This window comes from Aquipseudomonas ullengensis, from assembly GCF_014174475.1.
Taxonomy (GTDB): domain Bacteria; phylum Pseudomonadota; class Gammaproteobacteria; order Pseudomonadales; family Pseudomonadaceae; genus Aquipseudomonas; species Aquipseudomonas ullengensis.
In genome coordinates this window covers 223,866-248,145 of the sequence record NZ_JACJUD010000002.1, presented here as the reverse complement: position 1 = coordinate 248,145, position 24,280 = coordinate 223,866, and the positions used below count along the sequence as shown (strand labels likewise).

Sequence of the window (24,280 nt, the reverse complement as noted above, 5' to 3'; positions counted from 1 at the left end):
CAGTGCTCACACGCTCAGAAGTGTATCGAGCAGGATATAAAGTCTTTTTGTAATATCTGGAAAAGATAGTTTTGCTCGTTATAATCGCGGCCGCGTTACTTGCTTCGATCGCAAGTTGGCCAATCTGCAGCACTAGCTGCACACCCCACTCCCCTCTCAGGTGAATACGTGACGAAAGACGAACTGCGCGCCGAACTGGAGCGTCAGGCGCAACGTTACAAGGATGTATATGGCGGCGAAGTGCTGACCTACGCCGCCCAGCCAGACCCCGAGCGCCGCCCCTGGCGCAAGAAAGCCAGCCTTCTGGACCAGGCATTCCAGCAAGAAATACAGAAGATTGAGCGGGCCAAGGAAGCGGACTGAGGCCAGCTGGGGCAACGGCTCGACACAACCAGCCGGCAGATAAGAGGTTGGCTCAGGGGCCATATCTGGCATAATCGCCCCCCCTTCACGAGCCTGTCATCCTACCTTCATGTTCGAACTATTCAGCGGGCTTGATGCCTGGCTGGTGCTGAGCCTGGTGCTCGCCCTGGCATTCGTCCTCACCTTCGAATTCATCAATGGCTTCCACGACACGGCCAACGCCGTGGCGACGGTGATTTACACCAAGGCCATGCCGCCCCATCTGGCAGTGATTCTCTCCGGGATCTTCAACTTCCTCGGCGTGCTGCTCGGTGGCGTCGGTGTGGCCTATGCCATCGTCCACCTGCTGCCGGTGGAGCTGCTGATCAACGTCAACACCGCCCACGGGCTGATCATGGTGTTCTCGTTGCTGGCTGCCGCCATTACCTGGAACCTCGGCACCTGGTACTTCGGCATCCCGGCCTCCAGCTCGCACACCCTGATCGGTTCGATTCTCGGCGTCGGCCTGGCCAACGCCCTGCTCACCGATATCTCGCTGAGCGATGGGGTGAACTGGCAGAAAGCGATCGACATCGGTATTTCCCTGGTGCTGTCGCCGATTGCCGGCTTCATCGTCGCGGCCATATTGCTGCTTGCGCTCAAGCGCTGGATGCCGACGCCCAAGGTGCACAGCACGCCGGAAAGCCGCAAAGAGACCAAGGGCAAGAACAAGCCGCCGTTCTGGAATCGCCTGGTACTGATCCTCTCCGCCATGGCAGTGAGCTTCGTACACGGCTCCAACGACGGGCAGAAAGGTATCGGCCTGATCATGCTGGTGCTGATCGGTATTGTGCCGGCCAAGTTCGTTCTGGACCTGGGCAGCACCACCTATCAGATCGACCGCACCCGCGATGCCGCCATTCACCTGAGCGACTTCTATCAGCGCAATGCGCCGACCCTGACCGAGTACCTGGCACTCGGCAAGCCTGGCAACACCGAGCTGCCCAAGCAGTTCCGCTGCGATCCGAAGCTGACCGAGCCGACCATCGCCGCCCTGCTCGGCAACCTGGAAGGGGTCAAGGACTACCACAGCCTGAGCGAAGAGAAGCGCATCGATATCCGTCGCTACCTGCTCTGCCTGGATGATTCGGCGAAGAAGGTCAGCAAGCTGGATAACCTGCCAGCACGCGAAAAAGCCGACCTCGACAAGCTGCGTAAAGACCTCACCGCCACCACCGAATACGCACCGTTCTGGGTCATCCTGGCGGTTGCCCTGGCGCTGGGTATCGGCACCATGGTCGGCTGGAAACGCGTGGTGCAGACCGTCGGCGAGAAGATTGGCAAGCAGGGCATGACCTACGCCCAAGGCATGAGCGCGCAGATAACTGCGGCCTGCGCCATCGGCCTGGCCAACATCTATAGCCTGCCGGTTTCGACCACTCACGTGCTCTCATCCGGTGTCGCCGGGACCATGGTGGCGAACAAGAGCGGCCTGCAAGGCAGCACCGTGAGCAACATCCTGATGGCCTGGGTACTGACCCTGCCCACCTCGATGGCGCTCGCCGCCGGCCTGTTCTGCCTGGGCTCCTACCTGTTCAACTGATGAGCAAATAGACCCATGCAAAGAAAAAGGCGCCTACGGGCGCCTTTTTCATTTCTCACCCTGACTTAACGGCGCTTGCTGCTACCCAGCAACGAGCCCATCAAGCCACGCACCAACTGCCGACCAATCTGGTTGGCAGCCTGACGCACTGCCGTTTTCATCACCTGGCTAGCCAGCGTGCCCAACAGCTCACCGGCCGCACCGCCAAAGCCTGGGTCGTCACCACCCTTGTTGCCGGCCGACGTCTTCTCAGTCGTAGTTTCAGCAACAGGGGGGGCCTTGCGCGCCATCAGCAACTCGTAGGCCGACTCCCGATCAACCGGTTTGTCATAGCGTCCAGCCTGGGGCGAGCCGCGCAACAGCTGCGCTCGCTCAGCCTCGCTCAGCGGCCCGATACGCGACTGCGGCGGGGCAATCGCCACACGCTGCACCATCGCTGGCGTGCCCTTCTCTTCCAGGGTGCCGACCAGCGCCTCGCCGATACCCAGCTCGGTCAGCACGTTAAGGCAATCGAAAGCCGGGTTAGGCCGAAAGCCATCGGCCACCGCGCGCAGGGATTTCTGCTCCTTGGCGGTGAACGCACGCAAGCCGTGCTGAATGCGCAGCCCCAGCTGGGCAAGGATGTCGTCCGGCAGGTCGCCAGGAGACTGGGTGACGAAATAAACGCCGACGCCCTTCGAGCGAATCAGCCGCACCACCTGTTCCAGGCGTTCCTGCAGCGCCTTGGGCGTATCGGCAAACAGCAGGTGCGCCTCATCGAAGAACAGCGCCAGCACCGGCTTGTCGGCATCGCCGCGCTCCGGCAACTGCTCGAACAGTTCGGCCAGCAGCCACAGCAGGAAGGTCGCGTAGACCTTGGGCGCTTCATGCACCAGGCGACTGGCATCAAGCAGGTGAATGCGCCCACGTCCATCGCGATCAGGATGAAGAATGTCTTCCAGCTGCAAGGCCGGCTCGCCGAACAATGCTTCGGCGCCCTGCTGCTCAAGCGTCGCCAGGCGACGTAGCAAGGCCTGCGCCGAGGCACCGGCGAACAAGGCACGATCCTCGCCGAGCATCTCGGGATGGTCCTTGAGGTGATTGAGCAGCGCCTTGAGGTCTTTCAGGTCGAGCAGCAGCAGGCCTTCGCGATCGGCCACCTGGAAGGCGGCATACAGCGCCGCTTGCTGGCTGTCGCTCAGCTCCAGCAGGTTGGCCAGCAGCAGCGGGCCCATTTCGCTCAAGGTGGTGCGCAGCGGATGCCCGGTCTTGCCCGCGACATCCCAGAGGGTGACCGGATAAGCCTGCGGGCTGTGGTTGAGCCAGGACATGCCGGCAATCCGCTCGGCCACCTTGCCTTGCGGGTTGCCTGCCGCGCCAAGGCCGCACAGGTCGCCTTTGATATCGGCGGCAAAAACCGCCACACCGGCATCACTGAACATCTCGGCAAGCCGTTGCAGGGTCACCGTTTTACCGGTGCCGGTCGCGCCCGCCACCAGACCGTGGCGGTTGGTCAGGCGTAGCGCCTGACTGATTGGCTGCCCTTGCGGGTCGCTGCCGAGAATAAATGAATCATTTGCAGGCATCTTGCCATCCCTCGCGCTAAAGCTTTACTGCACTTATGTCGTTATAGGTTGTGTTAGCACACAGTTGCCAGCTTCTGCGCGCCTTGCGACAGAAACCAGACTGCTGCCAGAAATTACCGGACGCAAGTGACCATGACCCAGAACCTGAAGTTCAGCCACAAGATTCTGATTGCCGCCTCCCTGGTGGTGATCGTCGCCTTCTCGCTGTTCAGCCTGTACAACGACTACCTGCAACGCAATTCGATCAAGGCCGATATCGAGGATGAACTCACCAGCATCGGTGCAGTGACCGCGAGCAACATCTCGAACTGGCTGTCAGGACGCATCCTGCTGGTGGAAAACGTCTCCCAGTCGATCCACCCGGACACCACGCCGGAAATCCTGGTCAGCCTGCTCGAGCAGAAAGTCCTGGCCTCGACCTTCGTCTTCACCTACCTCGGCTCGGCGGACGGCAGCTTCACCATGCGCCCGGAAGAAGCCATGCCGGCGGACTACGACGCGCGCACCCGCCCCTGGTACAAGGACGCCATGAGCGCCGGCGGCTCAACCCTCACCGAACCCTATGTCGACGCGGCCAGTGGTGAGCTGATCATCACCATCGCCACCCCTTCGGGCCAATCCGGCGTGGTCGGCGGCGACCTCAGCCTCGCCACCCTGGTGCAGATCATCAACTCCCTGGACTTCGACGGCATGGGCTATGCCTTCCTGGTCAGCTCGGACGGCAAGATCCTCGTTCACCCGAACAAGGACCTGGTGATGAAAACCCTCAAGGACGTCTACCCGGAGAACACGCCGACCGTCAGCAGCGGCTTCTCCGAAGTCGTACTGGATGACGTACCGCGCATCCTCACCTTTACCCAGGTCAAAGGCCTGCCATCGGTGAACTGGTACATCGGCCTGTCCATCGATAAGGGGAAGGCCTACTCCACGCTCACTGAGTTCCGCACATCAGCCATCATCGCCACGGTCATTGCCGTGGTCATCATCATGCTGCTGCTCAGCATGCTGATCCGCGTGCTGATGCAGCCGCTGCTGATGATGGGCAAGGCCATGCGTGATATCGCCCAGGGCGAAGGCGACCTGACCAAACGCCTGCCGATCCAGAACCACGACGAGTTCGGCGAGATGGCGGGCTCGTTCAACCAGTTCGTCGAGCGCATCCACAGCTCGATCCGCGAAGTATCCTCGGCCACCCAACAGGTCAACGAAGTGGCCAAGCTGGTGGTCAATGCCTCCAACTCGTCCATGGTCAACTCGGACGAGCAGGCCAACCGCACCAACAGCGTGGCCGCCGCGATCAATGAGCTGGGCGCTGCAGCCCAGGAAATCGCCCGCAACGCTGCCGACGCCTCGCACCAGGCCTCGGATGCCCGCCACCTGGCCGAAGAAGGCAGCCAGGTGCTGCAGAAAACCATCCGGGCGATGAACGACCTGTCGAGCAAGATCAGCGCCTCGAGTACCAATATCGAAGCGCTCAACAGCAAGACGGTGAACATCGGCCAGATCCTCGAAGTGATCAAAAGCATCTCCGAACAGACCAACCTTCTCGCACTCAACGCCGCCATCGAGGCCGCCCGCGCCGGCGAGGCAGGTCGCGGCTTTGCCGTGGTCGCCGACGAAGTACGCAACCTGGCGCACCGCACTCAGGAGTCGGCGCAGGAAATCCAGAAGATGATCGAGGAGTTGCAGGTCGATGCCCGCGAATCGGTCAGCACCATGACCGAAAGCCAGCGCTACAGCGAGGAAAGTGTGTCCATCGCCAACCAGGCCGGTGAACGCCTGGGCAGCGTGACCCAGCGCATTGGCGAAATCGACGGGATGAACCAGTCGGTAGCGACCGCCACGGAAGAACAAACCTCGGTTGTCGAAGCCCTGAACATGGACATCACCGAGATCAACACCCTCAACCAGGAAGGCGTGGAAAACCTGCAGGCCACCTTGCGTGCCTGCGGCGACCTGGAGCAACAGGCTGCACGCCTGAAGCAACTGGTCGATAGCTTCCGCATCTGACTATTTGGGCTTGGGCGCGGGTTCAACCTGCGCCTTGCCTACCTCTACAGGAGCGCCCTGCTCCTGCTGCAACTGCTCCCAGAGCTCAGCGGCACCTGAAAATTCGGTACCATCCTCGGGCTGCAGCGCTTCTGGATCGTAACGACTGAGGCATCCCTCGCCCAGGGTGGGCGGTGGGCTGGCCGTGGCGCGTTTTAGCGGATCGCTCATGATCAGGCTCCAGGTCTGCACTTGGAACGGAAGCGAACGCTCGACGCGCCCGCAAACTCAGTCGAACACGACTGTCTTGTTGTCGTGCACCAGCACGCGGTCTTCCAGGTGATAGCGCAGGCCTCGGGCCAACACCATCTTCTCTACGTCCTTGCCCAGGCGCACCATCGTCTCGATGCTGTCGCGATGGGTGACCCGCACCACGTCCTGCTCGATGATCGGCCCGGCGTCCAGCTCCTCGGTGACGTAGTGGCAGGTCGCGCCAATCAGCTTGACCCCCCGCAGCGACGCCTGGTGGTAAGGCTTGGCGCCGACGAAGGATGGCAGGAAGCTGTGGTGGATGTTGATCACCCGCCCGGCGAATTTCTCGCACAGCTGCGGCGGCAGGATCTGCATGTAGCGCGCCAGCACCACTGCGTCCGCCTCACACTCGTCGACCAATTGCGCCACTTTGGCGAACGCCGGCGCCTTGTCCTGCGGGTTGACTGGCACATGGTGGAATGGAATGCCGTGCCACTCGACCATGCTACGCAGGTCGTCGTGGTTGGAAATGACGCAGGGGATATCGCAATCCAGCTCATCGCTGTGCCAGCGGTGCAACAGATCTGCCAGGCAATGCGACTCGCGACTGGCCATCAGCACCACGCGTTTCTTCTGCGCCGAGTCAGTGACCCGCCACTCCATGGAGAACTCACGGGCAATCGGTGCAAACGCCTGGTGAAACCCTTGCAGATCGAAGGGCAGCGAATCGGCGCGAATTTCGTGGCGCATGAAGAACCAGCCACTCTGGTTATCCGAGTGATGACTGGCCTCAGTGATCCAGCCATTGTAAGTGGCGAGAAAATTACTGACTTTGGCCACGATGCCAACCCGGTCAGGACAGGCAATGACCAACCGAAAAGTGCGCATGCTGAAAACTCCGAAAACTTCGCAAGGCCGCCATTCTAGCCACTGCGGCGCAAAACTTCAGTAACGACGGCAGCCCAAGCCATGCACGCGCGGAGAATTGCACACCGCAGCAACTGCGCAACAGTTCGCCGGTTATGCCTGAAAAGTGGCCACCAATAACTGCCGAGCAGTTTGTTAAATCTGCATGTCGTTCGGATGAATTGGCGCAGCGGGTATTCCATGCAGGCCAAATGACACGATCAATTAGTTTGCGTGAATACAGGCCCAATAGAGCGCAAAAGATAATCTCTGCAAAACTTTTCAAGCATATTTACTTGACGCCAACGCCTGTCTATTATTGATTCCACTTACCCATCGCCACCCGCCCGCTAATTTAAGGTAGAGCCCACATGTCCCTGATCAACGAATACCGCGCCACTGAAGAAGCCATCAAAGAACTTCAAGAGCGCCTGAAAAATCTTTCGCAAGATGACAAGCTGAAGAAAGAGCTGGAATTCGAAGGCAAACTGCGCACCCTGATGGGCGAATACCAGAAGTCCCTGCGCGACATCATCGCCCTGCTCGATCCGGACTCCAAAACCAGCAAAACTCCGCGCACTGCCAAAGCCACTGGCGCCAAGCGCGCACGCAAGGTCAAGCAATACAAGAACCCGAACACCGGTGAAGTGATCGAAACCAAAGGCGGCAACCACAAGACTCTGAAAGAGTGGAAAGCCAAGTGGGGCGCTGCTGTCGTTGAAGGTTGGGCCACGCTGCTGGGCTAATCCACAACACGATCAATAAAAATGCCGGCTTATGCCGGCATTTTTATTTCCCGTGACACCCTGCATTTCAGCCGCTGTAGCGCTCGCGCAATTTGTTCGCATACTCCTGCCAGCCCAGCAATACCGCACGCTGCGCCTCAGTCGCCACGGCTAACTCTTGCGTCATTGCCGCCTCGAAGTTATCCAGTGTATTCGGAGCACCATAGTGCTCGTCGCTCAGGCGCGCCTGACAGAAACTTTGCCAACGTTCGGCTTCAGCCGGAGCCAGAGAGCTCGGAAAGTTGCGCGCCCGATAGCGGAATAACAACTCAGGCAAACGCTCATCGGCGAACGCCCAATTACCTCCCGCCAATTGCTGGGCACTGGCCTGGCGCACTTGATCACACAGGCGCCGATCCCGCGAATCGAGGAAGCCGGAGTAAAGCTGCTGCTCCGGATCATCCACCGATTCGAAATCTTCACTGGCATAAATATCCGCCAGCTTGTTCTGCCAACTCGATTTAGCATCACGCAACTGCCCGGCGCGTCGCTCGCACTCACCCATATCCAGTTGCAGGCGGGCGATATCCTGCTCACGCAGCACCTTGAGTGGAGCCACCACCGGGCAACGGTTGATATGCAGCAACTTGAGCGGCACCGGCAGCTCCCCTTCGGCCAATTGCTCGCGCCGGGTATACAGGCGCTGGCGCAAGGTTTCGGCATCCAGATCCAGCAGAGGCTGCGGATCTGCCTGCAGATCACAGACAATCAACGCATTGCGATTGGTCGGATGCCAGGCCAGCGGCAGCACCAGCGCCAGGTAATGCCGGCTTCCGGCAAAACGCCCGGAGACATGCACCAGCGGCTGCAACAGGCGAATCTGCTCCATTACCTGTGCCTTGCTGCGCAGCTGGAACAGATAGTCATAGAGTTTCGGCTGACGCTCGCGCAGCAACCGAGCCAGGGCGATGGTCGCGCGCACATCGGACAGCGCATCGTGCGCCTGCCCATGGTCGATGCCGTTGGCCTGGGTCAGCCGCTCCAGCTTGAGTGTCACCCGCCCGTCTTCGTCACGTGGCCACTCGATACCTTCGGGGCGAAGCGCATAAGCGGTGCGCATCAGGTCGATCAGATCCCAGCGGCTGTTGCCACTCTGCCACTCGCGGGCATAGGGATCGAAGAAGTTGCGGTACAGGCTGTAGCGCGTCATTTCGTCGTCGAAACGCAGGCTGTTGTAACCCGCACCACAGGTGCCCGGCTGCGCCAGCTCGGCATGCACGCGGGTCATGAACTCTGCTTCGCTCAGCCCCTGCTGCTCCAGTACCTGGGCCGTGATGCCGGTGATTCGACAGGCCGCCGGATGCGGCAGGATGTCATCGGCCGGCCGGCAGTAGATATTCAGCGGCTCGGCGATTTCATTGAGCTGTTCATCGGTACGAATACCGGCCACCTGCAAGGGGCGATCACAGCGCGGGTTGATACCGGTGGTTTCGTAGTCGTACCAGAAGATGCTCGAGGACACGGCGTTTTCCCAAGGTTGAAAGCTGCGCCAGTCTAGCATCCACCCCCGCAAAGCATGCGTGGCCTCACGCCCCCGGCCTGCGCTGCTTGCCGCCTGGCCCGCTCTGCCGATAGCATGCGGGCTTGGAACTTCACCCCATCAACAAGGACAGTCGTATATGAGTGAATCCACCGCGCCAAACCCCTACGCAGCCCCCAGTGCCAACCTGCAGGAGTTGCCCGCCAACACCCAGGTACCGAGCATTGCCGAGGCCCTCAGCCGTGGCTATGACTACCGCATCGGCGACCTGCTCGGCGAAGCCTGGCAACGGGTCAAAGGCACCAAGGGCATCATCTTCGGTGGCTTCGTCATCTTCTACGTCGCCATGATCATCGTGACCACCGTGCTCAGCGCCATTCTCGGCGCGCTCGGTATTCTCGGCGAAACCAGTGCCACCAACCTGATCATTGGCCAGTTCGCCGTGTCGATCATCGGCTCTGCCCTGACTTACCCACTGCTGGCCGGCCTGAACATGGTCGGCATTCGCCGCGCCGCCGATCAGCCGGTATCGTTCAACGATATCTTCAGCACCCTCGGCCGCTTCGTCCCGCTGGCGGTGACGGCGCTGCTGATGACTCTGCTCATCTATGTCGGCACGCTGCTGCTGATCATCCCCGGCATATACCTGGGCGTGGCCTACCTGCTGGCGATCCCGCTGGTGGCCGAGCGCGGCCTGTCGCCGTGGCAAGCGCTGGAAACCTCGCGCAAGGCCATCAGCCAACACTGGTTCAAGGCCTTCTTCCTGTTCCTCGCGCTGGGCCTGATCATGGCGCTGAGCATCATCCCGCTGGGCATCGGCCTGGTCTGGACCATGCCGCTGTTCGTGATCAGCGTCGGCGTGCTCTATCGCACCATCTTCGGCGTACTGCCGCCGGCCAACTGAGTTAGCCTGATGTTCGGGTCGCTACGGCGACCCGATTGCTTTAGCGCCCTGCTGCTGGCTAGCATCAGGCTCATTTCGACGCAGTTGACCGATGCCGCCAACCCCACAGGTTTTATCGAACGCCAGCCCGTTGCTTCTGGACACCCGCTATCAGGTGGAAACCCCGGAAGGCATCGATCTGGCCCTGCGCCCCGCCGGCCTGGTGGTGCGCGCCCTGGCATTCGCCCTTGATCTGCTGGCGCGCGGCGCCATTCTGCTGGTCGCCTTCATCGTCCTTTCCGTACTCGGTCAGTTCGGCATGGGCCTGGGCACCATCCTGTTCTTCCTGGTCAACTGGTGGTACCCGGTCCTGTTCGAAGTGCTCTACCAGGGCCGCACCCCCGGCAAGAAAGCCATGGGCCTGCGCGTCGTCCATCACGATGGCACGCCAGTCGGCTGGGGTTCGTCGCTGACCCGCAACCTGTTGCGCTTCGTCGACATGCTGCCAATGGGCTACTGCCTGGGCGCCCTCAGCTGCCTGAGCAACACGACTTTCAAACGCCTGGGCGATCTCGCCGCCGGCACCCTGGTGGTCTACCGCGATGAAGAAAGCCTGCGCCCGCCACTGCCGGACGCTGACGCCGAACGCGCCCCCTTCGCCCTGACCCTGGCCGACCAGCGCGCCATCCTTGGCTTTGCCGAGCGCCAGAGCGGATTGTCGTCCGCACGCCGTACCGAACTGGCGGCCATCCTCGCTGAACCGCTGGAATGCCTGCCGGAGCACGCCGAGGCGCGCCTCAACAGCATTGCCCGCGGCCTGTTGGGGTCGGCATGAAACAGCACCTCTTCGAACAACTCCACAACACCGACTGGCAGCGCTTCGAGCGCCTGCTTGGCCAACTGGAAAAAGGCAAGGCCGAGAGCAAGCCCTGCGAGGCTTTCGCCGCCGATTACCGGCACCTCTGCCAGCACCTGGCCCTGGCCGAAGAACGGGGCTACAGCAGCCACCTGATCGACCAGCTGCAACAACTGGCCATGCGTGGCCACCAGCAGCTCTATCGCCACCGCAGCCACCTCGGCGCGCAGATCATCGGCTTCGTGATTGCCGGCTTTGCCCAACGGGTTCGCTGCGAATGGCGCGTGGTGCTATGCGCCTGCCTGCTGTTCTTCGGCAGCCTGGCCGTGATGGGACTGCTGACCTGGCGCTTCCCCGACCTGATCTACAGCCTGCTCGACCCCGCGCAGGTATCGAACATGGAAAAGATGTACGACCCCGACGCCCGGCGCATCGGTCGCTTCAGTGAGCGTGACTCCGGGGACGACTGGATGATGTTCGGCTACTACATCATGAACAACATCGGCATCGGCTTTCAGACCTTCGCCAGCGGCCTGCTGTTTGGTCTCGGCAGCCTGTTCTTCCTGCTGTTCAACGGCCTGATGATCGGCGCCGTAGCCGGTCACCTGACTCGCCTGGGCTACAGCGAGACGTTCTGGTCCTTCGTCATTGGCCACGGCGCCTTCGAGCTGACCGCCATCGCCTTCGCTGGGGCCGCCGGGCTCAAGCTAGGCTGGGCACTGCTTGCCCCCGGCCGGCTGAGCCGCCGCGAAGCGCTGCGCCAGGCCGCCGGGCACGCCATCCAACTGGTTGCCGGGGTAATCCTGTTCCTGCTCATCGCCGCCTTTATCGAAGCCTTCTGGTCCTCCATGACCTACACCACGCCCACCATCAAATACTGGGTCGGCGGCGGCCTGTGGCTGCTGGTGATCGCCTACTTCGTTTTTGCCGGACGCAACCGCCATGCGCCTGACTGACGCCAGCGTCGCCATCCGCCCGCGCCGCGTGTGGGAAGCCATGGACCTGGGCATCCTCCTCGCCCGGCGCCATGCCGGCTTGCTGATGGCCAGCTGGGCGTTGGTCACGCTGCCGGTGTTCACCCTGATCACGCTGCTGCTGTGGCAACACCCGACCCTCGCCGCCCTGCTGTTCTGGTGGCTGAAACCCGCCTGGGAACGCCTGCCGCTGTACATCCTCTCCCACGCCCTGTTCGGCGATACACCGACGCTCAAGCAGGCCCTGCGCGCCCTGCCCGGCTTGCTCAAACCGCAGCTGCTGGCCAGCCTGACCTGGCGACGCTTCAGCCCGACCCGCAGCTTCGATCTGCCGGTACTGCAGCTAGAGGGACTGAAAGGCGAAGCCCGCGGTAAGCGCCTGGTGGTGCTTGGCCAGCGTTATGCCGGCGGCGCCACTTGGCTGACCGTGATCGGCATGCATCTGGAAGGATTGCTGTGGATCGGCCTCGCCAGCCTGTTCTACCTGATGCTGCCGCAGCAGATAGAACTGAACTGGGACTGGCAGCGCCTGGTGAATGCCGCGCAAGGCCAGTGGCTGTGGCTGGAACACCTGTCCAACCTGCTTTACGCCCTAGTACTGGTACTCGCCGAGCCGCTCTACGTGGCCTGCGGTTTCACCCTCTACCTCAACCGCCGCACCGCCCTGGAAGCCTGGGATATCGAGCTGGCCTTCCGCCGCCTGCGCCAGCGCCTGACCGGCAGCGCCTATGTCCTGCTGCTGGCCTTCGGCCTGTTCAGCCTGGCGCCAGCTCCCCAGGCCATGGCGGCGGACAGCGTCAGCAGTTGCCCGGTGCCCTACGACGACCCGCAGGGTCCGGACGCCGAGCGCCTGCAGCAGCAACCGCTGACCAGCAAGGCCGCCCATGACGGCATTCAAAAGCTGCTGGACCAGCCGCCCTTCGAGAACCGCGAAACCGTGACCCGTTGGCGCTTCGGTGACGAGAAGAAAGCAGAGGAACCGACTAAGGAGGATGCCAAGGGGCTCCTCGAACTGCTGGAAACCCTGTTCAAGCTCGGCGAGTACTGGAAGAAGCTGGACGTGGTCGCACTGATCTTCGAAGTCCTTCTGTGGGCGGCCCTGGCCTGCCTGGTGGCCCTGCTGCTGTGGCGCTATCGCGACTGGCTGCGCACCTTCGCCAGCCAGCTTGGTCTGCCGCAGCGCCGAGTACGCGAAATGCCCAGCCAGCTGTTCGGCCTGGAACTGGCGCCGGAAAGCCTGCCCGACGATATCGCCAGCGAGGCCGAGCGGCTCTGGACCGAACAGCCGCGCGAGGCCCTCGGCCTGCTCTACCGCGGCCTACTCAGCCGCCTGCTGCATGATTACCGCCTGCCGCTGAAAAACTCGCACACCGAGGGCGAAGTGCTGCAACTGGTACAGCGCCTCGACCAGGAGGAGCTGAGCCGTTTCAGCGGCATCCTGACCCGCCACTGGCAGAACCTCGCCTATGGCCACCGCCTGCCCCCCGAGCAGCTGCGCCGCGGGCTCTGCGAAGGCTGGCGGCGGCTGTTCCGTGAAGGAGCAGCGGCATGACCCGGCGCGCCAGAATCCTCCTCGCTATCGCCCTCATCCTGGCACTCGCCGGGCTGGGACTGTATGTGCTCGGAAAACTGCAGCCCTACGAAGAAACCCTCAAGCACGGCGCCGCACCGGAAGCCCGGGCCAATGAGTACCTGGCAGCCGAACATTTCCTGCGCCTGCAGAAGATCACCGTCAGCCGTGCAGACGGCCTGCAGGTACTGTCCACCCTACCCCCCGCCGGCCACACCCTGATGCTGCTTGGTAGCCGCCACAACATGACGCCACGGCAGGCGCGCCAGGCACTCGACTGGGCCGCCCAGGGTGGCCACCTGCTGTTCGTCGCCGAGAGCATCTGGGACGAGGAAGCAGGCACGAGTGAGGACCTGCTGCTGAACAGCCTGGGCATTCACCAGCAACTCAGCGAAGAACTCGACGAAGACAGTAAAAACGGCGACGAGGCGGCCAGCGACGAGGACAACAGCAGCGAAGCAGTCAAGGCCGAGGACGCAGAGGAAGCAGATGCGCCATCTGCTGACGAAGCACAGCCCGCCACCGATGATCCAGAAGAACAGGCCGAGGCAGATCGCTACCCGGAACTGACCAAGCTCTACCTGGAAAACGAAGAAGCGCCGGCCTACATTGACTTCGACACCGAATTCCACCTGTATGACACGCAGAACCGCGCCCATGCCTGGGCCAACAGCGGCGACAGCACGCACATGCTGCAACTGGATCACGGCAAGGGCCTGATCACCGTGCTGACCGACGCCTGGATCTGGCAGAACGAAAACATCGCCGACTACGACAACGCCTGGCTGCTCTGGTACCTGAGCCAGGACAGCAGCGTCACCCTGGTCTACAGCAGCGAGCGCGACGACCTGTTCAGCCAGTTGCTGCGCCACTTCCCGGCCGCCCTCGCCGCCCTGGCGCTGCTGGTCATCCTGCTGCTGTGGCATGTCGGCATGCGCCATGGGCCGCTGCAAGCGCCACCCAGCCACGCTCGCCGGCAACTGGAAGAACACCTGCGCGGCAGCGCCGACTTCCTCATGCGCCGTGTCGGCCAGGCCCACCTGCTACACAACCTGCAACGCGATATCCAACGCCGCGCGCGCCATCGCCACCCCGGCTTCGAGCGCCTGCCCGTGGCCGAGCAGTGGCAAATTCTCGGCCGCCTCACCCGTATCCCCACCAGCGCCATCAGCCAGGCCATGCGCCCCCAGGGCACGCAACGGCTGTCCGCTGCCGACTTCACCCGCCAGGTCACCAACCTGCAAACCCTCAGGAATTCGATATGAGCGATGAGACCCCGGAACAACCCGACAGCAGCGCCAGCCCCGAACTACCAGCGGCAACCCCGGTGGCCGCACCCGCTGCAGTCGCGCCCCTGGTCAGTCAGCGCCAGCGCGCCAGCCAGATGCTGGGCGCCCTGCGCGCCGAACTGCAGAAGGCCGTGGTCGGCCAGACCGCGGTTATCGACGACGTGCTCACAGCCCTGATCGCCGGCGGCCATGTACTGGTCGAAGGCGTTCCCGGCCTGGGCAAGACCCTGCTGGTACGCGCCCTGGCGCGATGCTTCGGCGGCGAGTTCTCGCGCATCCAGTTCACCCCGGACCTGATGCCCAGCGACGTCACCGGCCACGCCGTGTACGACCTGCAGACCGAGCAGTTCAAGCTGCGCAAGGGCCCGGTGTTCACCAACCTGCTGCTCGCCGACGAGATCAACCGCGCCCCGGCCAAGACCCAGGCGGCGCTGCTGGAAGTCATGCAGGAGCGCCAGGTGACCCTCGAAGGGCGCCCCCTGGCCGTGCCGCAACCCTTCCTGGTGCTGGCCACGCAGAACCCCATCGAGCAGGAAGGCACCTACCCGCTGCCGGAGGCCGAACTCGACCGTTTCATGCTCAAGCTGCGCATGGATTACCCGCAAGCCAGCGAAGAACTGGACCTGGTGCGCCAGGTAACCCGTTCGGCCAAGGCCGACATGCTCGAAGTAGCGCCGCTGCGCACCCTGCTGCAGGCCAAGGACGTTCTGGCCCTGCAGAAGATCGCCAGTGAACTGCCGATCGACGACCAGGTGCTCGACTATGCCGTGCGCCTGGCACGCACCACCCGCAGCTGGCCGGGCCTGGCCATGGGCGCCGGGCCGCGCGCCTCGATCGCCCTGGTACGCGGCGGCCGTGCCCGTGCCTTGCTGCGCGGCGGCGACTTCGTCCTGCCGGACGACGTCAAGTCCTGCGCCCTGGCTGTGCTGCGTCACCGCGTACGCCTGGCTCCGGAGCTGGATATCGAAGGCCTGTCGGTCGACCAGGTACTGCAGCAACTCCTCGACCAGACTCCGGCGCCGCGCCTGTGATCGACACCCGCCCTGCTACCCGAGGCCCGCGTCCGGCATGAAACCATCGCGTCTGCTGCTCGGCCTGCTCGCCGGCCTGCTGGTTCTGGCCATGCTGCTCGGCGCCTTGCCGTTGCTGCGCGTCAAGCTACCAGCCACCCTGCAACCGCTCTGGTGGGGGCTGCTGCTCGCTTTGTCGGTACTGGCGGCGGTCGACGCCCTGTGGCTGCGCCGCCTGCCCGCGCCACGGTTGGAACGCCATCTGCCGGGTAATCTGCCCCTCGGACGCTGGAGCGAGGTGCGCCTGACCGTGCACCACGACTACCAGCAGACGCTGGTGGCCAGCCTGTTCGATCATGTGCCCGACGGCATGGACTTCGAATTCCTGCCGCAGCAGGTGACCTTGCACCCCGGCGAGCAGACCGAGTTCGGCTACCGGGTGCGCCCGCTCAAGCGCGGCCACTTCAGCTTTGCCCGTTGCGAGTTCGGCCTGCCCAGCCCCCTGCGCCTGTGGCAGGGCCGGCGTTATCTGGAGCTGGCCAGCGCTACCCGCGTCTACCCGGATTTCGCCCGCTTGTATGGCGCCCAGCTGATGGCCGTCGACGACTGGCTCAGCCAACTCGGTGTACGCCAGCGCCAGCGCCGCGGCCTGGGTCTGGAATTCCATCAACTGCGCGAATTCCGCGACGGCGATACGCTGCGGCAGATCGACTGGAAAGCCACCGCACGCAAACGCACCCCGATTGCCCGCGAATACCAGGACGAGCGCGACCAGCAGATTGTCTTCCTGCTCGACTGCGGCCGGCGCATGCGCAGCCATGACGGCGACCTGGCGCACTTCGACCACGCCCTCAATGCGTGCCTGCTGCTCAGTTACGTCGCCTTGCGCCAAGGCGATGCCGTGGGCCTGGCGACCTTTGCCAGCAACCAGGACCAGTACGTCGCTCCGGTCAAAGGCCAGGCGCACATCAGCACCCTGCTGAATGCCGTCTATGCCCTCGACAGCACCCACCGCCCGGCCGACTACACGGCAGCAATCAACGCCTTGCTGGCACGCCAGCAACGACGCGCCCTGGTGGTGCTGGTCACCAACCTGCGCGACGAGGATGACGAGGAATTGTTGACGGCGATCAAGCGCCTGGGGCGCCAGCACCGCGTACTGATCGCCAGCCTGCGCGAAGAAGTGCTCGACCGTCTGCGCCAGGCGCCCGTGCAGAACTACGAGCAGGCGCTGGGCTACTGCGGCACGGTGGATTATCTGAACGCACGCGCCAGCCTGCACGAGCGCCTGCTGGCCCACGGCATGCCGGTACTGGATGCCCGCCCTGGCGAGCTGGGGCCGGAACTGGTGGGGCGCTACCTGGCCTGGAAAAAGGCTGGCGTGCTCTGAAGCAGAGGCAGAGCGACCCACGCCTGTAGGAGCGAGCTCTGCTCGCGAAACGCTTGTACGGATCGATTTCGCGAGCAGAGCCCGCACCTACGTCCAACCGATCAACCGATCAACCGATCAACCGATCAGGATGATGCCCCAGACCAGCGCGATCAGGCTCAGGGAGACGAACTGGGCGGCGCTGCCCATGTCCTTGGCGTTCTTCGACAGCGGATGGCGGTCCAGGGAAATACGGTCGATGGCCGCTTCCACCGCCGAGTTGAACAGCTCGACGATCAGCGACAGCAAACCCACCGCGACCATCAGCGCCCGCTCTACCGGGCTGACATTCAGCCAGAAGGCCAGCGGCAGCAACACCACGTTGAGCAGCACCAGTTGACGGAAAGCGGCTTCGCCCTTGAAGGCGGCGCTCAGGCCGTCCAACGAATAGCCTGCGGCGTTGAGGATACGTTTCAGGCCGGTCTGGCCCTTGAATGGCGACATGATTAACAACAATCCTTAGGGTGTGCGCCGCGCACTCTAGCCACGGCGTCGTCAAAAAAGCGTGAAGTACGGGTCAGTGCCCGGGAATCGATTCCATCTGCTGCAGCAACAGCGCCGCCTGGGTCCGCGTGCGCACCCCCAGCTTGCGGAAGATGGCCGTCACATGGGCCTTGATGGTGGCCTCGGAGACACTCAGCTCGAAGGCGATCTGCTTGTTCAGCAAGCCTTCGCAGACCATGGTCAGCACACGGAACTGCTGGGGCGTCAGGCTGGCCAAGCCGGCACTGGCCGCCTTGGCCTCGGCCGAAATGGCAGCCGCCTCGGCGGTCTGCGCCGGCCACCAGATATCGCCGTCGAGCACCTGACGCACCGCCTGCTGGATAGTCTCCAACGGGCTCGACTTGGGGATGAAGCCACTGGCACCAAACTCGCGCGAACGCACGATAACGGCGTCTTCTTCCTGCGCCGAAATCATCACCACGGGAATCTGCGGATACTGCCCGCGCAACAGCACCAGGCCGGAGAACCCATAGGCGCCCGGCATGTTGAGGTCGAGCAGGACCAGGTCCCAGTCGCTCTTCTCACTCAGGCGTGCTTCCAGCTCGGCAATACTGGCCGCTTCGACCAGACGTACTTCGGGGCCCAAGCCCAGGGTCAGCGCCTGGTGCAGGGCGCTGCGAAACAGCGGGTGATCATCGGCGATCAGAATTTCGTAAGCAGCCACAGTATCCCCAGTTCTTGTTGTAGGTCCCATCGGGAGGTGCACAGCTTAAGGGATGCGCGCGCCGGCGGGAATGCGCCGATAGAAAAGCGCCGCTCGGCGTGCCGCGGCCTGACGGGGTGGTCAAGTTCGACGCTTTGCGGCACAGTCGCGGCCTTTTCCTGCCGAGACCGACCATGCGCCGCCACGCCCTTCGCGCCGACCTGCTGATGCTCTTCACTGCCATGATCTGGGGCGCGTCCTTCGTCGCCCAGCGCATGGGCATGGATGCCATCGGCCCGTTCCTCTATACCGGCCTGCGCTTCACCCTGGCCAGCCTGGTTGTGTTGCCACTGGTGCTGTTCCTCGGCCGCCGCAAGGACGGCAAAGGCCCCGAGCCGATGAACCGTGGCCTGCTGTTCGGCGGTGTGGCCATGGGCCTGGCCCTGGCGTTGGGGATCAACCTGCAACAGGTCGGCCTGCTGTTCACCAGCGTGACCAACTCCGGCTTCATCACCGGCCTGTACGTGATCATGGTGCCGCTGTTCGGCCTTTTCATCGGCCACAAGACCGGCATGGGCACCTGGCTCGGCGCCGGCCTGGCGGTGCTCGGCATGTTCCTGCTGAGTGTCGGCGATGGCTTCCACGTCGCCTCTGGCGACTGGCTGCAACTGGCCGGCGCCTGCGTCTGGGGCGTGCATGTGCTGCTGGTTGGCTTCTTCGCCGGCCGCCACGATCCGCTGCGCCTGGCCTTGCTGCAGTTCGTCACCTGCGCGGTGATCAGCCTGGCGCTGGCCATCGCAACGGAGCAGATCGAGCTCGCCGCGATCCTCGCCGCCGGCCCAGCCATTCTCTACGGCGGTGTATTCGGCGTGGCAGTCGGTTTCACCCTGCAGGTGATCGCGCAAAAGGATGCCATCGCCTCCCACGCCGCGATCATCCTGTCCCTGGAAGCGGTGTTCGCCGCCATCGCCGGCGCGCTATTCCTCGGCGAGACCCTGGCGCTGAAAGGCTACTTCGGCTGCGCTCTGATGTTCGTCGGCATGCTGGTCGCCCAACTCTGGCCGAAGAAGGCCGTGCTCAACTAAAGAAAGGCCTTCACCGCCAGGTGCGCGGGGCTGTTCTCATCCACCAGCCAGCGGTGCTTGGCGCCCAGGTAACGCTCGGTGAACAGGTCCAGCCAGGCGTCCAGCGCCACGGCCGCCCGTGCATCACCCGCCTGCTCCAGGCACAGCGCCGCCACTTCGGCGGTGCACAGGTGCTCATCACGATTGGAACGGCGCAGGCGATAGCGCGACAACTGCTCCGGCTGCAGGCTGAGCACCGGCAGGTTGTCGAGATAGGGGCTCTTGCGGAACATCTTGCGCGCCTCGGTCCAGGTCGCATCGAGCAGGATGAACAGCGGCCGCTTGCCCGCCTCGACAGGCAGTTCGTTGATCACCCGCTCCGGCCGCTGCGCATACTCGCCCGGGAACACCACATAGGGCTGCCACTGCGGATCGGCCAGTAGCGCCAGCAGGGCGGGATCGACCTCTGTGCGTTTCCAGCCAAAGGCGAAGGTGTCCGCCACCAGATCGGCGATCAGCCAGCCGGTGTTGCTCGGTTTCAATGCTTCGACGTCATACATCAACAGGCATACACCGGCCCGCGCCTCGACCTGCGGCTTCCAGGCGCACAGACAGTAATTGCCGAGAACCCGACATTGCGGACAACGCGGCGCGCGGGAACCCCTTGAGACAAAGGGTTTCAGGCTGCGGGCCAGGCGCTCGGCGCGCAGCCGGGCAACGGCGTGACTCATCGGGGGAACCTGCGGGATGTAAGGCGAAGGGCGCGCAAGTCTAGAGTAAGATTGCCGGCGACTGAACCAGTCCACTGCCCACCGGTCGAAGCGTCACGTTGAATTCCGGAGAATTGTCATGCACCGCCTCGCTACTTTGCTCGCCTTCAGCTTCATCCTGCCAGCCGCCCAAGCGGCCTCCCTGAATGACTTCGAGCTGACTCGCATGCTCAACCAGGTGGCCAAGGACAGCAGCGTTGGCACGCCACGGGCCATCAACGAAGATATTCTCGACCAGGGCTACACCGTGGCTGGCAACGAGCTGATCAATCACCTCAGCGTGCGGGAAAACCATGCCGCCCAGATGCGTGGCAACCCGGACGCCGTGCGCAGCCAGCTGGCTGCCAGTGTCTGCAACAACACCGGCTACCGTCAGCTGCTGGCTCGCGGTGCAGTACTACGTTACGAGTTCAGCGAGTACAAGAGCAATCGCCCGGTAACCACCGAACGCTTCAGCAAGGTCGACTGCGGCCTCTGATCCGCCGCTCAGTCTTCCTGCGCGCGGCGCTGCTCATCGTCGGCGCGCAGCTCGGCGAGCAGGGCTTCCATATAGCGTGATCGTCGCGCACCGCCATCCAGCCTGCGCAGGCATTCGTCTTCGAGACTCAGGTTGTTGGTCCGTGCCGCCTGCTGCAACAAGCGGTACATATCCAGCTCGATCTCCAATGTGATCTTGGGCATGCCCTGCCCTCCCATTCCTCACGCGCGCCGGCCTGCCGTACCGACGCCTGCGCTGCATTGCAAGACTGAGCCTGCTCTGGCAGCTGCACTTGCGCAGCCTGACTGCGCAAGTTCCGGCAGCTGTCAGTAAAACAGAGGATTGCCGGGCGCCCTACTGATCGGACGAATGGCCGGTGGCGCGGCAAAAGGAAGCAGCACTGCAGAGCCAAAAGCACGCACTCAAAGCGTCATGGCCCAGCCATACTCTGAACAGGATCAGGCGCTCCACGGATGTGAAATGACCGGATCCGTATTGAAGGAGACGTCTCATGCCTTATGAACCGGACGATTACCTGTCTCGGCACTTCCACACCAGCGGCATCGACCTGACCAGCAAGATCGAAGAACTCAGCGCCCTGGTCGTGCCCGCCGCCAGCCCCAACCTGCCGCTGTACCGTGAGATGCTCACCACCGTAGTGCGCATGGCCCAGGCCGATCGCAACCGCTGGGACGCCAAGATCATGCTGCAGACCCTACGGGAAATGGAGCACGCCTTCAGCACCCTCGAACAGTTCAAACGCCGCCGCAAAGTCACCGTATTCGGCTCGGCGCGTACACCCGCCGATCACCCGACCTATACCCTCGCCCGCGACCTCGGCCGGGTGCTGACGCGTCTCGACCTGATGGTGGTAACCGGGGCCGGAGGCGGCATCATGGCTGCCGCCCACGAAGGTGCGGGGCTGGAAAACAGCCTGGGGTTCAACATCACCCTGCCCTTCGAGCAAAGTGCCAATGCCACCGTGCACGGCACCGGCAATTTGCTGTCTTTCCACTTTTTCTTCCTGCGCAAACTGTTCTTCGTCAAGGAAGCCGATGCCCTGGTGCTCTGCCCTGGCGGCTTCGGCACGCTCGACGAAGCCCTGGAAGTGATGACCCTGGTACAGACCGGCAAGAGCCCCCTGGTGCCCATCGTGCTGCTGGACGAACCCGGCAGCAATTACTGGGAAGAAGCCCTGCGCTTTCTGCGTGAGCAATTGCAGGAGCGACGCTACATCCTGCCCAACGACCTGCAACTGGTTCGTCTGGTACATAGCGCCGAAGAGGCGGGCCAGGAAATCGCCCGCTTTTACCGCAACTTCCATTCTTCGCGCTGGCTCAAGGATCGCTTCGTGATTCGCCTCAACCATCCCCTCCACCCAGTCGCCCTGGATACGCTGAACCGGGAGTTCATCGACCTCTGCGTGAGTCCTGGCTTCCAGCAACAGGCCTCCTATGAAGCAGAATACGACGAGCCCGAGTTGCGTGACCTGACGCGCCTCGCCTTCCATTTCAAGGCCCGCGACCATGGCCGCCTGCGTGAACTGGTGGACTTTATCAACCTGCCACAGAACTGGGCCCAGAACGGCTGAAACCGGCCGAGCAGCCGCGCACGAAGTGCCCTTCTCTGCAAACTGAGAGGACGGGCCTTGAATCAATAGCGGCAGAAAAAACAGAGCCCGAAGAGGGGAGGCTTCGGGCTCAAAGGGGAATCAGTCGAGACTGGCACCGCGCAGCAGGCGGCCAATCTGTTCCTGGGAAAAACCTCGATAAGCGAGAAAACGCCCTTGCTTGGCCTTCTCCCGCATATCCATCGGTAGCTCGCCGGCGAACTTGCGCAACCACAACTCACGCAACTGCTCGTTCCAGTCAATCCCGGACTCGGCCAGCGCCTGCTCGATGGCTGGACGCAACAAACCACGCTGGGACAACTCTTCGCGAATCCGCAGTGGACCGTAGCCAGCACGACCGCGACTGGCCACGAAGCTCTCCAGATAGCGGTCTTCCGACAACAGCCCCTCTTGCGCCAGGCGGTCGAGGGCACTGTCGATCAACTCATCGGTGGCCCCACGCTGGCGCAGCTTGCGCGCCAGCTCGACCCGCCCATGCTCGCGGCGAGCCAGCAGATCCATGGCGGTACGCCGCACAGCCACCAACGTATCGAGCACCAGAGCCATCGCAGGGGCTATCGACTATCAGCAATCAGGCGTCGAGGTCAGCCAGATCGTCGGCATCGGCAGTCGCCTCGGCACGGGCGGTCGGGCCGGAAGCCACCAGCAATTTCTCGCGGATGATCTTCTCGATGGCACTGCCCACTTCCGGGTTGTCTTCCAGGTACTTGGCCGAGTTGGCCTTGCCTTGGCCGATCTTGCTGCCCTGGTAGCTGTACCAGGCGCCGGATTTCTCAACCAGGCCAAGCTGCACAGCCAGGTCGATGACTTCGCCGGTGCGATAGATGCCCTTGCCGTAAAGAATCTGGAACTCAGCCTGACGGAATGGCGGAGCCACTTTGTTCTTCACCACTTTGACACGGGTTTCGCTACCGACCACCTCGTCGCCTTCCTTCACCGCGCCAGTACGGCGGATGTCCAGACGCACCGAGGCGTAGAACTTGAGCGCGTTACCACCGGTGGTGGTTTCCGGGCTACCGAACATCACGCCGATCTTCATGCGGATCTGGTTGATGAAGATCACCAGGCAGTTGGCGTTCTTGATGTTGCCGGTGATTTTGCGCAGCGCCTGCGACATCAGGCGGGCCTGCAGGCCGACGTGCATGTCGCCCATCTCGCCTTCGATTTCGGCTTTCGGCACCAGAGCGGCCACGGAGTCGACGATGATCACGTCGACGGCATTGGAGCGCACCAGCATGTCGGTGATTTCCAGGGCCTGCTCACCGGTATCTGGCTGCGACACCAGCAGGTCGTCGACGTTGACGCCGAGCTTGCCGGCGTAGTCCGGGTCCAGGGCGTGTTCGGCGTCGACGAAGGCGCAGGTGGCGCCCATCTTCTGCGCTTCTGCGATCACCGACAGGGTCAGGGTGGTCTTACCCGAGGATTCCGGACCGTATATCTCGACGATCCGGCCTTTCGGCAGGCCGCCAATGCCAAGGGCAATGTCGAGGCCCAGGGAGCCGGTGGAAATGGCGGGAATCGCTTGGCGCTCGTGGTCGCCCATGCGCATCACGGCGCCCTTGCCGAATTGCTTTTCAATCTGACCCAGGGCTGCCGCCAACGCGCGCTTCTTGTTCTCGTCCATTTCCATCCTCACGTGATCAAAGGGAGCCAATCGCCCACCAACAACTGTATAAGTAGACAGTAGTATTCCATAAGGCAAGTCGCTCGCCTACCCCTGTTGCGGATTTTCTCCTGCCGCCAGTCGGAGCAAGCCCTGCAATGCCCGTTCTACGGTCTGCCGGCGTACCGCATCGCGATCACCGGAAAAATGGCAGCGCTGGCTATACAGGAACTCGCCATCGCCCCAGGCCAGCCACACCGTACCCACCGGCTTTTCCGGCGAGCCGCCATCCGGGCCGGCAACACCGCTCACGGCCACGGCAAAACGTGCTGCGCTGTTCTTCTGCGCCCCCTGCACCATGGCCTCGACCACGTCCTGGCTGACCGCCCCCACGCGCATAAACAGCTCGGCCGGAACGCCCAGCTGCAAGATTTTCTGTCTATTCGAGTAAGTGACATAACCCGCCTCGAACCAGGCCGAACTGCCCGAAATGCGCGTAATCGCCTCGGCAATCCCGCCGCCGGTGCAGGATTCGGCGGTGCTGACCTGAGCCTTGATGGCCTGCAGGCTCTGCCCCAATCGGGCGGCCAATACGCTGAGGGAATCCATATGTTCTCCGGGGTTAAGCGGCTTCGGCGGATACCGTACACTACGC

25 protein-coding genes are annotated in these 24,280 nt (G+C 63.0%); 14 read left to right on the top strand and 11 right to left on the bottom strand.

All coding sequences use genetic code 11. The features are described from left to right. The first annotated feature begins 168 nt into the window (after positions 1-168). Together H3H51_RS06585 and H3H51_RS06580 are read left to right on the top strand one after the other, a co-directional pair. On the top strand, positions 169-363 hold the full coding sequence (locus H3H51_RS06585) for a hypothetical protein (protein WP_183088253.1): 195 nt from the start codon (positions 169-171) through the stop codon (positions 361-363). A gap of 109 nt (positions 364-472) precedes the next feature. Next, entirely contained in the window at positions 473-1,945 is a 1,473-nt protein-coding gene (locus tag H3H51_RS06580) for an inorganic phosphate transporter (protein WP_183088252.1), read from the top strand. 65 nt (positions 1,946-2,010) lie between these two features. Here H3H51_RS06580 and H3H51_RS06575 read toward each other — a convergent pair whose 3' ends face one another. Further along, the gene (locus H3H51_RS06575; protein ID WP_183088251.1) at positions 2,011-3,510 is read right to left on the bottom strand and encodes a helicase HerA-like domain-containing protein; all 1,500 of its coding nucleotides are present in this window, start codon (positions 3,508-3,510) and stop codon (positions 2,011-2,013) included. A gap of 132 nt (positions 3,511-3,642) precedes the next feature. On the opposite strand from H3H51_RS06575, the gene H3H51_RS06570 reads away from it, so the two are divergent. Then, the gene (locus H3H51_RS06570) at positions 3,643-5,520 is read left to right on the top strand and encodes a methyl-accepting chemotaxis protein (RefSeq protein ID WP_183088250.1); all 1,878 of its coding nucleotides are present in this window, start codon (positions 3,643-3,645) and stop codon (positions 5,518-5,520) included. Here H3H51_RS06570 and H3H51_RS06565 read toward each other — a convergent pair whose 3' ends face one another. Both H3H51_RS06565 and purU read right to left on the bottom strand, forming a co-directional pair. Beyond that, positions 5,521-5,730: a hypothetical protein gene (locus H3H51_RS06565; RefSeq protein WP_183088249.1), complete on the bottom strand. Its 210-nt coding sequence runs from the start codon at positions 5,728-5,730 to the stop codon at positions 5,521-5,523. It lies immediately after the preceding gene. A gap of 57 nt (positions 5,731-5,787) precedes the next feature. Then, positions 5,788-6,639, bottom strand: a complete 852-nt coding sequence (purU, locus tag H3H51_RS06560; protein ID WP_183088248.1) for a formyltetrahydrofolate deformylase — start codon at positions 6,637-6,639, stop codon at positions 5,788-5,790. A gap of 389 nt (positions 6,640-7,028) precedes the next feature. Here purU and mvaT point away from each other — a divergent pair, with 389 nt between their 5' ends. Beyond that, positions 7,029-7,403, top strand: coding sequence for a histone-like nucleoid-structuring protein MvaT (mvaT, locus tag H3H51_RS06555; RefSeq protein ID WP_183088247.1), 375 nt, complete (start codon positions 7,029-7,031; stop codon positions 7,401-7,403). Positions 7,404-7,470: 67 nt separating this feature from the next. Here mvaT and sbcB read toward each other — a convergent pair whose 3' ends face one another. Beyond that, a complete protein-coding gene (sbcB, locus tag H3H51_RS06550; RefSeq protein ID WP_328803630.1) occupies positions 7,471-8,904 on the bottom strand; it encodes an exodeoxyribonuclease I in 1,434 nt (477 codons plus the stop codon). A gap of 157 nt (positions 8,905-9,061) precedes the next feature. On the opposite strand from sbcB, the gene H3H51_RS06545 reads away from it, so the two are divergent. From H3H51_RS06545 to H3H51_RS06515, 7 genes are all read left to right on the top strand, one after another. Next, positions 9,062-9,826, top strand: coding sequence for a DUF975 family protein (locus tag H3H51_RS06545; protein WP_183088245.1), 765 nt, complete (start codon positions 9,062-9,064; stop codon positions 9,824-9,826). A gap of 91 nt (positions 9,827-9,917) precedes the next feature. Further along, a complete protein-coding gene (locus tag H3H51_RS06540; protein ID WP_183088244.1) occupies positions 9,918-10,640 on the top strand; it encodes an RDD family protein in 723 nt (240 codons plus the stop codon). Further along, on the top strand, positions 10,637-11,617 hold the full coding sequence (locus H3H51_RS06535; RefSeq protein WP_183088243.1) for a stage II sporulation protein M: 981 nt from the start codon (positions 10,637-10,639) through the stop codon (positions 11,615-11,617). The genes H3H51_RS06540 and H3H51_RS06535 overlap by 4 nt, the downstream gene beginning before the upstream one ends. Further along, positions 11,604-13,187, top strand: coding sequence for a DUF4129 domain-containing protein (locus tag H3H51_RS06530; protein WP_183088242.1), 1,584 nt, complete (start codon positions 11,604-11,606; stop codon positions 13,185-13,187). The genes H3H51_RS06535 and H3H51_RS06530 overlap by 14 nt, the downstream gene beginning before the upstream one ends. Next, the gene (locus H3H51_RS06525; protein ID WP_183088241.1) at positions 13,184-14,470 is read left to right on the top strand and encodes a DUF4350 domain-containing protein; all 1,287 of its coding nucleotides are present in this window, start codon (positions 13,184-13,186) and stop codon (positions 14,468-14,470) included. Before H3H51_RS06530 ends, H3H51_RS06525 begins: the two co-directional genes overlap by 4 nt. Continuing rightward, positions 14,467-15,525: an AAA family ATPase gene (locus tag H3H51_RS06520; protein ID WP_183088240.1), complete on the top strand. Its 1,059-nt coding sequence runs from the start codon at positions 14,467-14,469 to the stop codon at positions 15,523-15,525. The genes H3H51_RS06525 and H3H51_RS06520 overlap by 4 nt, the downstream gene beginning before the upstream one ends. 37 nt (positions 15,526-15,562) lie before the next feature. Next, a complete protein-coding gene (locus H3H51_RS06515) occupies positions 15,563-16,894 on the top strand; it encodes a DUF58 domain-containing protein (RefSeq protein WP_183088239.1) in 1,332 nt (443 codons plus the stop codon). 117 nt (positions 16,895-17,011) lie between these two features. Here H3H51_RS06515 and H3H51_RS06510 read toward each other — a convergent pair whose 3' ends face one another. Next, complete coding sequence (locus H3H51_RS06510; protein WP_183088238.1) at positions 17,012-17,377, bottom strand: diacylglycerol kinase; 366 nt, start codon at positions 17,375-17,377, stop codon at positions 17,012-17,014. A 73-nt stretch (positions 17,378-17,450) separates the two neighbouring features. Then, the gene (gene erdR, locus H3H51_RS06505) at positions 17,451-18,101 is read right to left on the bottom strand and encodes a response regulator transcription factor ErdR (RefSeq protein ID WP_183088237.1); all 651 of its coding nucleotides are present in this window, start codon (positions 18,099-18,101) and stop codon (positions 17,451-17,453) included. 173 nt (positions 18,102-18,274) lie between these two features. Here erdR and H3H51_RS06500 point away from each other — a divergent pair, with 173 nt between their 5' ends. Further along, positions 18,275-19,165 carry a DMT family transporter gene (locus tag H3H51_RS06500; RefSeq protein WP_183088236.1) on the top strand — a complete coding sequence of 297 codons (891 nt, stop codon included), beginning with the start codon at positions 18,275-18,277 and terminating at the stop codon, positions 19,163-19,165. Here the strand turns inward: H3H51_RS06500 and H3H51_RS06495 are convergent. Beyond that, on the bottom strand, positions 19,162-19,875 hold the full coding sequence (locus H3H51_RS06495; protein ID WP_183088235.1) for a tRNA-uridine aminocarboxypropyltransferase: 714 nt from the start codon (positions 19,873-19,875) through the stop codon (positions 19,162-19,164). The genes H3H51_RS06500 and H3H51_RS06495 overlap by 4 nt on opposite strands. Positions 19,876-19,993: 118 nt before the next feature. Between H3H51_RS06495 and H3H51_RS06490 the strand changes: the two genes are divergently transcribed. Beyond that, on the top strand, positions 19,994-20,392 hold the full coding sequence (locus tag H3H51_RS06490) for a quorum-sensing-regulated virulence factor family protein (protein ID WP_183088234.1): 399 nt from the start codon (positions 19,994-19,996) through the stop codon (positions 20,390-20,392). Positions 20,393-20,400: 8 nt separating this feature from the next. Here the strand turns inward: H3H51_RS06490 and H3H51_RS06485 are convergent, their stop codons facing one another. Then, a complete protein-coding gene (locus tag H3H51_RS06485) occupies positions 20,401-20,595 on the bottom strand; it encodes a hypothetical protein (protein WP_183088233.1) in 195 nt (64 codons plus the stop codon). 308 nt (positions 20,596-20,903) lie between these two features. On the opposite strand from H3H51_RS06485, the gene H3H51_RS06480 reads away from it, so the two are divergent. Then, positions 20,904-21,983: an LOG family protein gene (locus H3H51_RS06480; protein ID WP_183088232.1), complete on the top strand. Its 1,080-nt coding sequence runs from the start codon at positions 20,904-20,906 to the stop codon at positions 21,981-21,983. 120 nt (positions 21,984-22,103) lie between these two features. Here the strand turns inward: H3H51_RS06480 and recX are convergent, their stop codons facing one another. The 3 genes from recX to H3H51_RS06465 form a co-directional block, all read right to left on the bottom strand. Then, positions 22,104-22,568, bottom strand: a complete 465-nt coding sequence (gene recX / locus H3H51_RS06475) for a recombination regulator RecX (RefSeq protein WP_183088231.1) — start codon at positions 22,566-22,568, stop codon at positions 22,104-22,106. Positions 22,569-22,593: 25 nt separating this feature from the next. Then, positions 22,594-23,646: a recombinase RecA gene (gene recA / locus H3H51_RS06470; protein ID WP_183088230.1), complete on the bottom strand. Its 1,053-nt coding sequence runs from the start codon at positions 23,644-23,646 to the stop codon at positions 22,594-22,596. A gap of 87 nt (positions 23,647-23,733) precedes the next feature. Continuing rightward, positions 23,734-24,234 carry a CinA family protein gene (locus H3H51_RS06465; protein ID WP_183088229.1) on the bottom strand — a complete coding sequence of 167 codons (501 nt, stop codon included), beginning with the start codon at positions 24,232-24,234 and terminating at the stop codon, positions 23,734-23,736. Between the last annotated feature and the right edge of the window lie 46 nt (positions 24,235-24,280).

Excerpts from the sequence above, each read along its gene's own strand:
- H3H51_RS06580 (WP_183088252.1), top strand. The coding sequence starts at position 473 with ATGTTCGAACTATTCAGCGGGCTTGATGCCTGGCTGGTGCTGAGCCTG.
- H3H51_RS06575 (WP_183088251.1), bottom strand. The coding sequence starts at position 3,510 with ATGCCTGCAAATGATTCATTTATTCTCGGCAGCGACCCGCAAGGGCAG.
- H3H51_RS06570 (WP_183088250.1), top strand. The coding sequence starts at position 3,643 with ATGACCCAGAACCTGAAGTTCAGCCACAAGATTCTGATTGCCGCCTCC.
- H3H51_RS06565 (WP_183088249.1), bottom strand. The coding sequence starts at position 5,730 with ATGAGCGATCCGCTAAAACGCGCCACGGCCAGCCCACCGCCCACCCTG.
- purU (WP_183088248.1), bottom strand. The coding sequence starts at position 6,639 with ATGCGCACTTTTCGGTTGGTCATTGCCTGTCCTGACCGGGTTGGCATC.
- mvaT (WP_183088247.1), top strand. The coding sequence starts at position 7,029 with ATGTCCCTGATCAACGAATACCGCGCCACTGAAGAAGCCATCAAAGAA.
- H3H51_RS06545 (WP_183088245.1), top strand. The coding sequence starts at position 9,062 with ATGAGTGAATCCACCGCGCCAAACCCCTACGCAGCCCCCAGTGCCAAC.
- H3H51_RS06540 (WP_183088244.1), top strand. The coding sequence starts at position 9,918 with ATGCCGCCAACCCCACAGGTTTTATCGAACGCCAGCCCGTTGCTTCTG.
- H3H51_RS06535 (WP_183088243.1), top strand. The coding sequence starts at position 10,637 with ATGAAACAGCACCTCTTCGAACAACTCCACAACACCGACTGGCAGCGC.
- H3H51_RS06530 (WP_183088242.1), top strand. The coding sequence starts at position 11,604 with ATGCGCCTGACTGACGCCAGCGTCGCCATCCGCCCGCGCCGCGTGTGG.
- H3H51_RS06525 (WP_183088241.1), top strand. The coding sequence starts at position 13,184 with ATGACCCGGCGCGCCAGAATCCTCCTCGCTATCGCCCTCATCCTGGCA.
- H3H51_RS06520 (WP_183088240.1), top strand. The coding sequence starts at position 14,467 with ATGAGCGATGAGACCCCGGAACAACCCGACAGCAGCGCCAGCCCCGAA.
- H3H51_RS06515 (WP_183088239.1), top strand. The coding sequence starts at position 15,563 with ATGAAACCATCGCGTCTGCTGCTCGGCCTGCTCGCCGGCCTGCTGGTT.
- H3H51_RS06510 (WP_183088238.1), bottom strand. The coding sequence starts at position 17,377 with ATGTCGCCATTCAAGGGCCAGACCGGCCTGAAACGTATCCTCAACGCC.
- H3H51_RS06500 (WP_183088236.1), top strand. The coding sequence starts at position 18,275 with ATGCGCCGCCACGCCCTTCGCGCCGACCTGCTGATGCTCTTCACTGCC.
- H3H51_RS06495 (WP_183088235.1), bottom strand. The coding sequence starts at position 19,875 with ATGAGTCACGCCGTTGCCCGGCTGCGCGCCGAGCGCCTGGCCCGCAGC.
- H3H51_RS06490 (WP_183088234.1), top strand. The coding sequence starts at position 19,994 with ATGCACCGCCTCGCTACTTTGCTCGCCTTCAGCTTCATCCTGCCAGCC.
- H3H51_RS06485 (WP_183088233.1), bottom strand. The coding sequence starts at position 20,595 with ATGCCCAAGATCACATTGGAGATCGAGCTGGATATGTACCGCTTGTTG.
- H3H51_RS06480 (WP_183088232.1), top strand. The coding sequence starts at position 20,904 with ATGCCTTATGAACCGGACGATTACCTGTCTCGGCACTTCCACACCAGC.
- recX (WP_183088231.1), bottom strand. The coding sequence starts at position 22,568 with ATGGCTCTGGTGCTCGATACGTTGGTGGCTGTGCGGCGTACCGCCATG.
- recA (WP_183088230.1), bottom strand. The coding sequence starts at position 23,646 with ATGGACGAGAACAAGAAGCGCGCGTTGGCGGCAGCCCTGGGTCAGATT.
- H3H51_RS06465 (WP_183088229.1), bottom strand. The coding sequence starts at position 24,234 with ATGGATTCCCTCAGCGTATTGGCCGCCCGATTGGGGCAGAGCCTGCAG.